This window comes from Peribacillus sp. V2I11 (genome assembly GCF_030817135.1).
Classification (GTDB): domain Bacteria; phylum Bacillota; class Bacilli; order Bacillales; family DSM-1321; genus Peribacillus; species Peribacillus simplex.
This window is the reverse complement of record NZ_JAUSYW010000001.1, coordinates 2,951,569-2,965,034: the sequence shown is the minus strand read 5'-3', so window position 1 is coordinate 2,965,034 and position 13,466 is coordinate 2,951,569. Positions and strand designations below refer to the sequence as shown.

General features: G+C 41.8%; 10 protein-coding genes and 1 riboswitch. Of the genes, 5 read left to right on the top strand and 5 right to left on the bottom strand.

What is annotated here, in order from left to right:
• The first annotated feature begins 113 nt into the window (after positions 1–113).
• Positions 114–476, top strand: a complete 363-nt coding sequence (locus QFZ73_RS14475; protein ID WP_307267276.1) for a hypothetical protein — start codon at positions 114–116, stop codon at positions 474–476.
• Positions 473–2,041, top strand: coding sequence for a sodium/solute symporter (locus tag QFZ73_RS14470; protein ID WP_251434223.1), 1,569 nt, complete (start codon positions 473–475; stop codon positions 2,039–2,041). Before QFZ73_RS14475 ends, QFZ73_RS14470 begins: the two co-directional genes overlap by 4 nt.
• A 113-nt stretch (positions 2,042–2,154) precedes the next feature.
• Here the strand turns inward: QFZ73_RS14470 and QFZ73_RS14465 are convergent, their stop codons facing one another.
• Positions 2,155–2,958: an alpha/beta hydrolase gene (locus QFZ73_RS14465; RefSeq protein ID WP_251434222.1), complete on the bottom strand. Its 804-nt coding sequence runs from the start codon at positions 2,956–2,958 to the stop codon at positions 2,155–2,157.
• Positions 2,959–3,168: 210 nt separating this feature from the next.
• Here QFZ73_RS14465 and QFZ73_RS14460 point away from each other — a divergent pair, with 210 nt between their 5' ends.
• A complete protein-coding gene (locus tag QFZ73_RS14460) occupies positions 3,169–3,687 on the top strand; it encodes a gamma carbonic anhydrase (RefSeq protein ID WP_307272779.1) in 519 nt (172 codons plus the stop codon).
• A 326-nt stretch (positions 3,688–4,013) separates the two neighbouring features.
• On the opposite strand, the gene metK is transcribed toward QFZ73_RS14460, so the two are convergent.
• Complete coding sequence (gene metK / locus QFZ73_RS14455; protein WP_251434220.1) at positions 4,014–5,207, bottom strand: methionine adenosyltransferase; 1,194 nt, start codon at positions 5,205–5,207, stop codon at positions 4,014–4,016.
• A gap of 162 nt (positions 5,208–5,369) precedes the next feature.
• A riboswitch (SAM riboswitch) is annotated at positions 5,370–5,532 on the bottom strand.
• A 430-nt stretch (positions 5,533–5,962) separates the two neighbouring features.
• On the opposite strand from metK, the gene pckA reads away from it, so the two are divergent.
• Positions 5,963–7,552 carry a phosphoenolpyruvate carboxykinase (ATP) gene (gene pckA / locus QFZ73_RS14450; protein WP_251434218.1) on the top strand — a complete coding sequence of 530 codons (1,590 nt, stop codon included), beginning with the start codon at positions 5,963–5,965 and terminating at the stop codon, positions 7,550–7,552.
• Between the two features lie 415 nt (positions 7,553–7,967).
• Here pckA and QFZ73_RS14445 read toward each other — a convergent pair whose 3' ends face one another.
• Genes QFZ73_RS14445 through QFZ73_RS14435 form a run of 3 tightly spaced genes read right to left on the bottom strand, consistent with a single transcriptional unit; the run spans position 7,968 to position 11,856 of the window.
• The gene (locus QFZ73_RS14445) at positions 7,968–9,269 is read right to left on the bottom strand and encodes a nucleotide sugar dehydrogenase (RefSeq protein ID WP_307267266.1); all 1,302 of its coding nucleotides are present in this window, start codon (positions 9,267–9,269) and stop codon (positions 7,968–7,970) included.
• Positions 9,270–9,310: 41 nt separating this feature from the next.
• The gene (locus QFZ73_RS14440; RefSeq protein WP_307267262.1) at positions 9,311–10,627 is read right to left on the bottom strand and encodes a glycosyltransferase; all 1,317 of its coding nucleotides are present in this window, start codon (positions 10,625–10,627) and stop codon (positions 9,311–9,313) included.
• Between the two features lie 23 nt (positions 10,628–10,650).
• Positions 10,651–11,856 carry a glycosyltransferase family 4 protein gene (locus QFZ73_RS14435; RefSeq protein ID WP_373458934.1) on the bottom strand — a complete coding sequence of 402 codons (1,206 nt, stop codon included), beginning with the start codon at positions 11,854–11,856 and terminating at the stop codon, positions 10,651–10,653.
• 196 nt (positions 11,857–12,052) lie between these two features.
• Here QFZ73_RS14435 and wecB point away from each other — a divergent pair, with 196 nt between their 5' ends.
• Positions 12,053–13,189: a non-hydrolyzing UDP-N-acetylglucosamine 2-epimerase gene (gene wecB, locus QFZ73_RS14430; protein WP_373458933.1), complete on the top strand. Its 1,137-nt coding sequence runs from the start codon at positions 12,053–12,055 to the stop codon at positions 13,187–13,189.
• Positions 13,190–13,466 lie beyond the last annotated feature (277 nt).

Genomic DNA, 13,466 nt, shown 5'->3' with positions numbered 1-13,466 from the left:
ACTATTTCCCCCTGGATACTGAGCATAATTATGTAAAAATCAAACAAAATTTCGAAAGGTACCTCGTTTGATTTTCAAGTACAATAAAAAATAACGAAAGGAGTTGTAAGAAGATGGCTAGTGAGTTCAATGACGATTACGAATACGTGGCAGCAGAAAAAGTGGACATTAAAGATTTAGCTCCACTTGATGCCGAAACAAGCAGAGTCATGAAACAAGAATTTGGAACAGGTTTTAAACTAACGATTTGTTACTACATCTTTATCTTTTCCATTCCGATTTTAAATTGGTATATGCCTGAAATTTTCTTTTCTAAATTTTTTGGTGGCATGACGTATTCATGGTTTTTCACTAGTGTCATTGCGATGGCATTAGCTTTCATTATTGCCTATGTTCACACCTCACTTTATGAGAAGCGACTTAAAAAGTACGAGTATAAGAATGCTGGCCGTACTGAGAGGAGGAACATTAATTGATTAAAACTCTACTAGAGCCAAAAATGTTACTGACAATTATATTGATGGGAACAATTGTCTATATAACATATTTAGCAAAACGAAATTCAAACGCAAGTGATTTCTTTGTTGGAGGACGTAGCTTCGGTTGGTTTACGAACGGGTCAGCAATTGGTGGAGACTATTTAAGTGCAGCCACTTTCCTTGGAATCGCCGGCCTAACTTTCCAATTAGGATATGACGGAGCCTATTATGCGTTTTGTTTCTCCATCGGTTTAACTTTGCTTGCCATTTTCGTGGCTGGTCCACTACGCCGATTCGGTGCTTTTACAGTGGCCGACTTCCTCGCCTATCGCTTCCATAGTCAACGTGCCCGACTGACAGCTGTTGTTGTCGTCTTGGCAATTTCAGGATTTTATGCAGCACCTCAGTTACTTGGTGCAGCACAAATATTAAGTATGTTCTTTGGAACAAGTTATGAATTTGGAATTATTTTCACTTGTACCATTATGGTGTTCTATGTTGGAGTCGGTGGCATGAAAGGAACCACGGTGAACCAAGCCCTTGAACTATGGATCCGTCTTGCTGCATTTATCGCAATGACTATTGCTGCTGTTTATGCCGGATTTCATTACCATACCATTTTAGCGAATATAAATGATTTTACTGGTTCAATTATGAACACCGCTCAATACACAATTGATGGCAAAGATTTTGTTGTCGATGGTGATTCCTGGTCCGGAACAGGTAACTACTTCCCCACATTCTGGCAAACAATTTCGATGACGATCGGTCTTTCCCTTGGTACAATTGGTCTCCCTCATCTATTATTACGTTTCTATACAAACCCTAGTGCAAAAGCAGCTAGACGTTCTGCATTAATGGCGATCGGTATTGCCAGCGTATTCTTCTTATTCGCTGTTTATCTTGGAGTAGTTGGTCGCGCAATCTTCATCAAAGGTGAGGCTTCTTCACAAGTTATGAGTAACCTTATTACGGGTGGGAACAACATGGTTGTTCCATCTACAGCTCAAGCACTAGGTGGCGAATGGATGCTAGGTCTTGTTATCGCTGGTGCCTTTGCCGCCATTTTCTCAAATTTGTCAGGTCTGTTCATCGCAAGCTCTGGAGCACTTGCTCATGATGTATATGCCACGTTTTTCAAGAAAGACATTACTCAAAAGCAACGTGTTATTGCTGGTAAAGTAGCTATTCTCATTCTTGGTATGTTATACGGGGCACTTGGATTACTTGTTAAAGAGGCTTCAATTGGTCATCTTGTTGCCCTTGCATTCACTGTTGCCGCAAGTACATTCACCCCCATTTTCATCTTGGGAATATGGTGGCGAGGCATGACAGAAAAAGGGGCAATTGCCGGACTTCTTCTTGGACTTGCTTCATCGATGTATATGATTTTCTTTAAAGACACACTACCTAACTTCCTACAATTCAATGTTCCAGGGCTAATTACCGTTCCGATTGGCTTCCTTGCCGTATATATCGTTTCTAAATTAGACGGTAAGGTTCCTAGTGATGTCAATAAGTTTATGCAAAAAGTTCACGCAAAGGAGTCTGAGGTTGCTTAAATAAAGGTACACTAACTTACAATGAAAAAAATCCCTGAATTATGAAACAGGGGTTTGTCTCCGGCCCATTTAACCAAAAAAAGCTGCTGAACCTAAATTCAGCAGCTTTCTGGTCAAACGACATACCCTAATATCTTTAAACGGTTTTCAACAAAACTCAACGCATATTGGAATACATCATCACGTTCTGGTTCGTTGAAGATTTCATGATAAAGCTTCGGCCATTCCTTATATTGCTTTTCACTGGCCAAGTTATAATTAAACCACTCACGAACCGCCTTCTTATTCACGATTCGGTCATCTCCGCCCTGCATGACCAAAAGCGGCACATCCTGAAATTCGGGAATCTCTTCAAAAGCATCCTTCATCGACTGCGCAAGCTCGCGATACCAGCGAATCGAAACCTTTGTGATATATAATGTATCGTTTCTATCGGATTCACGAATTTCCGCACTTCTCGTCGCCATTTCAGGTGTCAATCCGGAATCTACCCTGAACTTAGGCATCACGATGTTCAAACCATGCGAGATGGTTGTCAGGAACTTCCGCGGCTTCGTCACGAGGCCCAAGCATGGAGAAGAAAGTATCACCCCTGCAATGTCCCATTCCTCTTCCTGAAGAAGGCGTATCGAAATCAAACCACCCATGCTGTGTCCAAGTAAAAAGACCGGCAACGAATATTCGTAAGCCTCTTCTATCCAGCTTTTCACTTCGTCCAAATACTCATCAAAGGAATCGATATGTCCCCGGTAGGCGCGAGTTGTCATACCCTGCCCAGGAAGGTCGCCCATGACGACATGGTATCCAGCTGAAAGCCACATTTGTGTTACCCACTTATAACGTCCGTGATGTTCCATTGCCCCATGAATGATGACAATGACGCCCTTTGCGTCTCCTTCTGTCTCCCATTTCCACATTCGAAATCCCCCTTTCACTTTTCACTTGTTGTGTACGATCCATGATAGTTAAAATAATATATATGAATTATAACCATATTCGTGATTTTCGACAAAAAAGAAATCTAACAAGTTGTACATTGCTATTATAAATAGCCAAGTGTATTTGCATACGGTATATTAAAATAATACATAAAAACATTCACTTCGGAAAGGAAATGATTGAAAATGATTATTTATCCGTATAAAGGCAAAGAACCTGAAATTGCTGAAAGCGCTTATATTGCTGAAAATGCTGTCGTGACTGGCGATGTCAAAATTGGCGACGAAACATCAATTTGGTTCAATTCCGTCATTCGCGGTGATGTATCCCCAACCATCATCGGGAAAAAAGTCAGTATACAGGATAACAGCATCCTGCACCAAAGCCCAAATAATCCATTGATCATCGAGGATGAAGTAACCATTGGCCATCAGGTCATTTTACATAGCTGTAAAGTCCGTAAAGGAGCTTTGATCGGCATGGGATCGATTGTACTTGATGAAGCCGAAATCGGCGAAGGGGCCTTCATCGGTGCCGGCAGTCTCGTTCCCCAAGGTAAAGTCATTCCGCCGAACATGTTGGCATTCGGACGCCCAGCTAAAGTCATTCGCGAAATCAACGAAGAAGATCGCCAGGATATGGAACGCATCGTACGTGAATACGCCGAAAAAGGACAATACTATAAAACGGTGGAACGAATTAAGTAACTCACGAGTAATTGACTGAAAGTTACGGGTATTGTACTCAAATTCACGAGTAATTGCTACAAACTCACGAGTAAACTGCTCTAACTCTCGAGTATTGCACCAACTTACGAATAATTGCTACAAACTCACGAGTATTGCACCAACTCACGAGTTAACTACTCAAACTTACGAGTAATTGACCCAAACAAACTTGTAAACGACCCTAATTCACGAGTATTGCACCTAATTTGAATTTCTTTGGGATTTCTTGAATTATTCCCGCTGATGGTAAAATTAATCCATAAAAAAGGTGCCCCGCTAATAGCGGGACACCTTTTTTATATGGATTACGCTTGTGCTTTTAATGTTTCTGCTTTGTCCGTGCGTTCCCATGGAAGATCGACATCTGTACGGCCAAAGTGTCCGTAGGCAGCTGTTTGTTTGTAGATTGGGCGACGAAGGTCAAGCATTTTGATGATACCAGCTGGACGAAGGTCGAAGTTAGCGCGAACTAGGTCAACAAGGATTTCTTCGCTAACTGTACCAGTTCCGAACGTATCAATAGCGATCGATACAGGCTCTGCCACACCAATTGCGTATGCCAGTTGAACTTCCGCTTTGTCGGCAAGGCCGGCTGCCACGATGTTTTTCGCAACGTAACGAGCAGCGTATGCAGCAGAACGGTCAACTTTAGTAGCATCCTTACCAGAGAATGCACCGCCGCCGTGACGAGCGTATCCGCCGTAAGTATCAACGATGATTTTACGTCCAGTAAGACCAGCATCCCCTTGAGGTCCGCCAATTACGAAACGGCCAGTCGGGTTGATGAAGTACTTAGTTTCAGCATCGATCAATTCAGCTGGAACGACTGCTTTGATCACATGTTCTTTTAGATCGGCTTGAATTTGTTCAAGCGTAATTTCTGCATCGTGCTGTGTAGAGATAACGATCGTATCTACACGTACAGGAAGGTTATTCTCATCATACTCCACAGTTACCTGTGTTTTACCATCAGGGCGTAAGTAAGCAAGAGTTTCATCTTTACGAACTTGAGCCAAGCGGAATGAAAGTTTATGCGCCAATGAAATCGGAAGCGGCATAAGCTCTTCTGTTTCATTACAAGCAAATCCGAACATAAGACCTTGGTCCCCTGCACCGATTGCATCGATTTCTTCCTCTGACATGTTTCCTTCACGAGCTTCCAATGCTTTATCGACGCCAGCTGCGATATCGGCAGACTGCTCATCAATGGAACTCAACACGGCACAAGTTTCAGCATCGAAACCGTATTTCGCACGTGTGTAGCCAATTCCTTTAATCGTATCACGAACGATACGCGGAATATCCACGTAAGCGGACGTTGTAATTTCACCGGCAACAAGTACAAGACCTGTTGTTACACTAGTTTCACACGCTACACGTGCATTTGCATCCTTAGCAAGGATAGCATCTAAAATGGAATCTGAAATCTGATCACAAATTTTGTCCGGATGGCCCTCTGTAACAGATTCAGAAGTAAATAGACGTTTCTTTGACATCATATTTCCTCCTTGGAAGTTAGTATGTTGTAGGCATAAGCCTGTTTTTTACGGAACTCGTTTCCCTCATTAGTTTCAACTATAGACACAGAATTACTTATAAAAACACAAAAACCTTCCCTGGCAAATGAGGAAAGGTTTAAAATTCTGTCTTCTATCCTTTCACTCTTATCGTTCAAGGGTTTTTTACCTTGCTCAGGTTAGCACCATCACCACTATTCCTTGAAGACCTTCGCTTTATTTTCGGCGATCGATCTTGGAGTCAAGTTCAATATGGCAGGTTGCTGGGTTTCAAAGGGCCTGTCCCTCCACCAACTCGGGATAAGAGAATCCGTACAATTTAAGATATTATCTTATCTAGCTGGAATTTGTCAATGCTTTTCTAAAAAGAACATTTCCACCCAGAATGGCGGTTATTTAAAAAAACATGTTGATACAACGTCCTAGAAGGGTTTACAATGCAAAATACGAAAAGAAATGTTGTAAATTGCCATTAATAATAAAGTATTGAGCATACTAAAAGGAATGAAATCCTGACTTCCCCAATGGACATATATTGCTTACTTACTTCCTATTAAAATAAATTTTTCTTCATGAAAGTATATGCGATAATCCTGAATCGGTTCCTCCCGGATTAAAATGATTAACGCGACCAGCTGAAAATAATCACAAATTAAAAGAAATAGTATAGACTAATTAAATGAATGTGTTATACTAATTGTAATCTAAAAACTTAAACAAAGGAAGGTACCTCATATATGAATTCTGTAGATGTTTCTAATGAGTTACACCAATTATTAACAGGAAATAATGTGCAAACTCAACTTTCAGTTCCTCAATTGGTCGAAAAAGTATTAAGCAGAAATGAAGGCGTTTTAACATCAACCGGCGCGGTAAAAGCTGAAACTGGCAAATATACTGGTCGTTCACCTAAAGATAAATATATCGTGGAAGAAGCATCAGTTAAAGATAAAATTGATTGGGGTTCAGTAAACCAGCCAATTTCCGAAGATGTGTTCAATAAACTATATAATAAAGTAGTTGACTACCTAAAAGCAAAAGAAGAGATTTTTGTTTTTAAAGGTTTCGCTGGTGCAGACGAATCATCACGTCTTCCAATCCGTGTTGTTAATGAATATGCTTGGCATAACCTTTTCGCCCATACTTTGTTCATCCGTCCAAACGAAGAGGAACTAAGAGGTCACGAAGCAGAATTCACAATCCTTTCTGCACCTAACTTTAAAGCAGACCCAGAAGTGGACGGAACTACATCCGAAACTTTCATCATCGTTTCATTTGAACGCCGTACCATCCTGATCGGCGGAACGGAATATGCAGGAGAAATGAAAAAATCGATCTTCTCGATCATGAACTACTTACTTCCAGAGGCTGGAATCCTTCCAATGCATTGCTCTGCTAACGTAGGACGTGAAGGGGACGTCGCTTTATTCTTCGGACTGTCCGGTACAGGCAAAACAACTTTATCAGCAGACACTAGTCGTAAACTGATTGGCGATGACGAGCACGGCTGGTCTTCTAACGGTGTATTCAACATCGAAGGCGGCTGCTATGCGAAAACGATTAATCTTTCACGTGAAAAAGAACCACAAATTTTCGATGCGATCCGTTTCGGTGCCGTACTGGAAAATGTTGTTGTTGATCCGGATACACGCGAAGCGAACTATGATGACAGTTCATTGACTGAAAACACTCGTGCTGCATACCAAATGCAAGCGATCGATAACATCGTGAACCCAAGTATTGCAGGACACCCAAATACAATCATTTTCTTAACAGCTGATGCTTCAGGCGTTCTGCCTCCAATCAGCAAGCTTTCGAAAGAACAGGCAATGTTCCATTTCCTAAGTGGATACACTAGTAAATTGGCTGGTACTGAAAGAGGCGTAACTTCACCGGAAGCTACCTTCTCCACTTGCTTCGGTTCACCTTTCTTACCGCTTCCCGCTCAACGCTATGCTGAGATGCTTGGTGATAAAATTGACGAGCACAATGCAAAGGTATACCTTGTCAACACTGGATGGACTGGAGGAGCATACGGAACTGGAAGCCGTATGAAACTTGCTTACACTCGTGCGATGGTACAAGCGGCACTTGAAGGTGAATTAGCGAACATCGAAACGATCAAAGATGAAATCTTTGGTTTGGATATTCCTCTTCATGTTCCTGGAGTTCCTGACGAAGTGCTTCAACCTATTAAGACTTGGGCAGATCCTGCCGCTTATAAACAAGCAGCAACAGCCCTTGCCGCTCAATTCCGTGCAAACTTCAAGAAATTCGGCAGTGTTCCAAGTGAAATCGAAGAACTTGGCGGACCGACAGCTCAATAAATTATACACAAAAGGACCAAGCTCTTGCTTGGTCCTTTCAGTTTATCGACAAGAAATGTCTCTTCCCGAAACATGATTTTAAACCAAGACCAGGTTATCCTTCATGGTTTTTTTACTGTAATCCTTATGGATTGAAGATAATGCGACACTCCTGCCGAATAACTGGCTAGCCAAGACTCCGCTAGATGCTTACGGCGAGGAGGCTTGGCAGACAGTCGGCGGAAAGGGAGCGGATTTCCGAAACGAACTGGAATGTTTTCACAGACCGAAAGGACCAAGCTCTTGCTTGGTCCTTTCTTCATTGTTTTTCTGCCCTCCGTCCCTCCTCTCCTGCCAGATCATGATATTCAAAAAGGGCACTGTCATAGTCAGCGCCCCCTTAATCCTATTCCATTATCGATGTTTGTCCAATTTTTTAGATGATCGCTTTATTCCTGGCTTTTTTCATGCCCATCGTTTTGTATTGATATATATTGCCCAGGTTGGCCACCGGGACATCGGTTTTAGTTGCATCAATGCAATTGCGTGTATCCAAAATCAATTTATTGCTCATGAGATTCGATAGCTTATCATAATCCATCTGTTTAAATTCATCATGGTCAGTCAGGACAAGTATCAAGTCCGCATCATTTACAGCGTCTTCAACTGATACGACTGGCATCTTTCCAGATTGGACATGCGGGTCATGCAAGGCTACATCCATGTTTTCCATCCCCATCAAGATATTGACGACATCAATGGCGGGACTTTCACGAATATCATCTACATTTCCTTTGTATGCAAGACCGAAAACAGCTACTTTTGGCTTCCGGATCCCCTCTAGCATCATCCTTACGCAGTTAACGATATAATAAGGCATCGATACGTTGGTATCACGGGCCAATTTAATGATTTTCGCATACTCTGGTGCCTTTGCAACGACGAAATACGGATCGACCGCTAAACAATGGCCGCCAACTCCTGGTCCTGGTTGGTGTATATTGACTCGAGGGTGTTTGTTTGCCATTGATATGACATCCAAAACATTGATGTCCAGCTCGAAACAGACTTTCGTCAGCTCATTCGCAAGGGCGATATTGACATCCCTGAAGGTGTTTTCCATCAGTTTCGACATTTCAGCCGTTTTCGCATTCGTCTGAATGATCTCCCCTTGAACGAAGGTTTTGTAAACAAGACTTCCTTTATACGAGCATGTTTCCGTTATGCCCCCGACGATACGGTTATTATGAACCAACTCTTCAAGAATCCTTCCAGGTAAAACACGTTCCGGACAATGAACGAGGAAAATGTCTTTGCCGATGGTAAGGCCCGTCCTCTCGATCATCGGTCTAATATGATCATCCATGCTTCTTGGCGCAATCGTCGATTCGATAATGATGACATTCCCTTTTTTGATAAAAGGAAGAATGTTGGAGGTTGCATCCGTGACATGAGTTAAATCACAGGATTGATGCATGTCCTTTTTATTTGGAGTAGGCACCGCGATAATGAAAACATCCGCATGTTCCGGGCTTAATGCAGCTCGGAACTTATTGGCAGAAATCACTTCTTCTAATACCTCATCCAATCCAGGTTCTTCGATATGGAGCCTGCCGCTATTCAAATTGGAAATAATCTCAGGATGGATATCCACGCCGACAACATCGACACCGTGTTTCGCAAACATTAAAGATGTTGGAAGTCCTATATAACCAAGTCCGATTGTACAAAGTTTCATATAAACCACTCCTATCTATTTTTCTGCTACACTTATATTTGTTAGGCTGTTTGATAGATTTCGATAAAGATTTCCTTCTCTTGTTTCCAATTGTATTTTTGCCGCGCCTTCAGGCAGTTATTGCTCATTTCCGCCCTTTTTTCAGGATGTTTCAATAAGTAATTGACCCCTTCGGCAATTGATTTTGGATCATGTGAATCGACACACACACCTATTTTTTCCGTATCGACAACCTTTTGAATTTCAGGAAAGCTGCAGGCAACTACAGGCACACCGCTCATCATGTATTCAAACAATTTATTTGAAGATGCGGAGTAGTGATTAAAGCAGACATTATTCAATATCTGAAAACCTAAATACGCATTTTTTGTATAATGGAGCAGCTCGTCGACCGGAACCTTCGGCAGGAACTTCACACGATGCTCCAGATTCATGTCGCTTACTTTTTTCATTAATTCATCCTTGATCCTTCCATCTCCGATAAAAACTACCGTCCCGCCCTCGATCATCGGTACAGCATCAACCAATTGCTCTAACCCTCTTCCCATTTGAACACCGCCTTGGTATAACAATATCGGTTCATTCTCCGGCAAATCGAGCAGCTCATGCAAATTCACGGCCGTACTTTCCTCAGGATTGGTTGGAATCGGATAGTTATGGACCACCTTGGGATACAGACCATATAAGTCTTCGTTATACTTAGCTCTCGTATGGTTTTCGGCAATCATTTCATCGACGAACATTAATAGGAATTTCTCCATCATCCCGTAAATTCGGCTATTATATCCCGTTCTGCTCGTTTGTACCTCATGCGAGTCATAAATCAGCTTTTTTCTTCTCAACCATTTACTGCTGATCGCTCCCTGCATGAGCGTATTCAAGTCATTCGAATGATAAAAATCATATTTCCTTTTCCGGCCATGATAGATCATTTGACCAAAAATGTAACTCCTTGTTAATAGTGTCGGCAGCTTCGTTTTAGTGATGATAAGGGTACCCATCGCAAGGAGTGCAAGGGAACCGAACAGTATTCCCGATCCCACCCAACCGTTGATCAAGTTCAAGTTCCACAATGTATTCCAGACCAATAAGGCCAATAGAACGATTTCAAACTTCTTTTTCTTCAATTTACCTACGACCCTGAGAATCCTATGAAGCGCCTCCCAGCGGTTATTCACCCTAGTGACAGAGAAACCATTTTGGTACCTCTCCTTTTTGGGCAAATCCTTGATCTTCCAGTTATGAATGGCAATTAAATCGACTTCATAACCCGCTTCAGCAAGTGCTGTGCATTCTCTTAGAACCCTCGCATCGTTCGTAAAGTGATTCCACACGAACATACATACTTTCTTCGCCATGTTGTCCTCCACTTCCGGATTTTTCAGCCTGACGCTTCCATCACATTGATGAGGCCTTTAATATTTTTAGACCATTGAAAATGTTGTTTAGCATACCGATGGCCGTTTTCCCCAAGTTCTTCACGAAGGGCTGGGTCTGAGGCCATGGTCAATATGTGCTGACAGATTTCATCAACATTCCTGCTCTCTGCCACCAACCCGCATTTCGCCTCTGAGAGCATCTTCTTGGCCCTGCCGTCCACATCACCGACAATGGGCTTTCCGACACACATATAATCGATGATTTTACCAGGCAGGACCTTATTGAAGACTTCTTTTTCAACCAAGCTCACATAGGCAATATGGGACGTTGAAACTTCATGAAGAGTCACTCTTCGATTCATCGCATTAATCATTTTAATATTAGTCAGCCCTCTAGAGCTTATCTCCTTCTCCACTTCGGATATCCGATATCCATATCCAATCATCGAGAACTCGATTTGTTTATGTTCCCTTAGCTTTTCAGCTACGGCTATCAGTTTTTTCAAGTCCTGAGCCAGTCCGATATTCCCCGCATAAACGACCTTGATTACTTTTTCCGATACGGGTGTAAGCAAAGACCTTAACGTCAGCTCATCCGCAGTAAGCGAATTAGGGATGAATTGGATGGCCTCTTCCTTGACTCCCTTTGCAACGATATAATCCCTGAAACCAGGACTATTGATGATAATAAAATCTGAATGCCGATATAACTTCCTTTCCAGGAAGAAAGCGATTTTCAAAACCCACCTATTAGTAAATACTCCTACTCCTATCAACGATTCCGGCCATAAATCCCTGACATCGGTAATGAGTTTCGCCTTCATCTTTTTCTTGGCGATCAACGCCGCCAATGTCGGGAAGATCGGCGGGGTCGTGGCAAACACGTAATCATATTTTTTTTCGAGACGGATGATTGTATAAATGAAAAGCCACATCGCTTCAAGATAATGAAGCAACCGCTTCCCCATATTGCTTGTATACCTCTTCACTTTGTCCGGTTTAATCCTGATGACATCTTCTTCAATGCTTTCTTCATCCCAAAACTTTGTATCTTGATATAAACTTTGATTAGGATAACTCGGCTTCAATGTGATGACCGTTACCTCAAATCCGTTTCTTTTCAAATGGAGATATATATTTTTCATTCTATTTCCCGCACTTCCGATTTCCGGATAAAAGTTTTGCACGATCATCAGGACACTTTTCATATTCGCCTATCACCTCTATTCTGCTTTGCTATGCTTCCTGCTTTACATTGTAAATGCCAGATATTAACTGAAGGTTAAAGAAATATAAAGTCCTCATTAACATTGTAAAAATTCTGTTAATTATTGTTTCGTTTTTATATTTCCCATGAACTACCCGTTATAATGGGGGAGACATTCAGAAGGGGAGGAAATGAGCATGCCTAAACAACGTATAAAGGTCATGACCGTATTTGGTACAAGACCAGAGGCCATCAAAATGGCACCAGTCGTTTTGGAACTGAAAAAGCATCAAGAAGAAATAGAAACCATCGTGGTGGTCACCGCCCAGCATAGGGAAATGCTCGACCAAGTCTTGCAATGTTTTCAAATAAAGCCAGATCACGATTTGGATATGATGAAGGATAGACAAACATTAGAAGAGATCACAACGCGAGGCATTGAAAAATTGAGTTCACTCATGAAAGATATAAAACCGGATATCGTCCTCGTACATGGGGATACAACGACAACTTTCATCGCGAGCCTGGCCGCGTTCTATAATAAGATACAGATTGGTCACGTTGAAGCCGGTCTTCGGACTGGTAATAAGTATTCTCCATATCCTGAAGAAATGAATAGGCAGCTGACAGGCGTCTTAGCTGATTTGCATTTTGCCCCAACAAATCAGGCGGCAGAGAATCTAATTTTGGAAAATAAAAAGAGTGATTGTATCCATATTACTGGCAATACGGCTATCGATGCCTTGAAAACAACCGTACGGAAAGACTATGAACATCCGATTCTATCTGGTTTGAATGGAGATCGTATGTTATTGATGACAGCGCACAGACGAGAAAATATCGGAAAACCAATGGAAGAAATATTCCGTTCCGTCAAACGGCTGCTTGAAGATCACACGGATATCCAAGTTGTTTTCCCACTTCATAAAAACCCAGTAGTCCGTGAAATTGCTTACCGGATTTTTGGTGAAACGGAAAAACTTCACTTAATAGAGCCACTTGAAGTGCTTGATTTTCATAATTTTGCGGCGCACGCCCATCTAATATTGACAGATTCCGGAGGGGTGCAAGAAGAAGCTCCCTCACTTGGTGTTCCTGTCCTTGTGTTACGCGATACGACAGAACGTCCGGAAGGAATCGAAGCTGGTACCCTTTTATTGGCGGGAATTGAGGAAGAACGAATTTATCAATTAGCAACAGACTTACTTACTAATGAAGAAACCTATAAAAAAATGGCGACAGCTTCCAACCCATATGGTGATGGATTCGCTTCAAAGCGGATTGTTGAAATCCTATTAACGCATTGTGGAATGAAATCCCCCCTTCCATTATGAAAAAAGTTCAAGAAAAATAAGATAATGAAAGAGGCCTGTCACGTAACGGCAGGCTTTTTCTATTCAGTCAGATTTTGAAACAGCTTCTTCCATTTCCCTTTGCCCTTTCATTACAATTAAAGCAACGAATACAATCTAATCCTAATTTGAATTTGAAAATGTTAGATCCATATGTGATAGTTTGGGTAGATTAAAGTTTCATTGAAGTCTATCGTATTAGATTGAAAACTTTAAATTGCTTGGAGGTGTGTAAATGTTCGGGGAAGATCCCAAGTGT

What these genes read in the sequence shown, in the direction of transcription:
- pckA (WP_251434218.1), top strand. Translation starts at nt 5,963, where the DNA reads ATGAATTCTGTAGATGTTTCTAATGAGTTACACCAATTATTAACAGGA.
- QFZ73_RS14475 (WP_307267276.1), top strand. Translation starts at nt 114, where the DNA reads ATGGCTAGTGAGTTCAATGACGATTACGAATACGTGGCAGCAGAAAAA.
- QFZ73_RS14465 (WP_251434222.1), bottom strand. Translation starts at nt 2,958, where the DNA reads ATGTGGAAATGGGAGACAGAAGGAGACGCAAAGGGCGTCATTGTCATC.
- wecB (WP_373458933.1), top strand. Translation starts at nt 12,053, where the DNA reads ATGCCTAAACAACGTATAAAGGTCATGACCGTATTTGGTACAAGACCA.
- metK (WP_251434220.1), bottom strand. Translation starts at nt 5,207, where the DNA reads ATGATGTCAAAGAAACGTCTATTTACTTCTGAATCTGTTACAGAGGGC.
- QFZ73_RS14445 (WP_307267266.1), bottom strand. Translation starts at nt 9,269, where the DNA reads ATGAAACTTTGTACAATCGGACTTGGTTATATAGGACTTCCAACATCT.
- QFZ73_RS14440 (WP_307267262.1), bottom strand. Translation starts at nt 10,627, where the DNA reads ATGGCGAAGAAAGTATGTATGTTCGTGTGGAATCACTTTACGAACGAT.
- QFZ73_RS14435 (WP_373458934.1), bottom strand. Translation starts at nt 11,856, where the DNA reads ATGAAAAGTGTCCTGATGATCGTGCAAAACTTTTATCCGGAAATCGGA.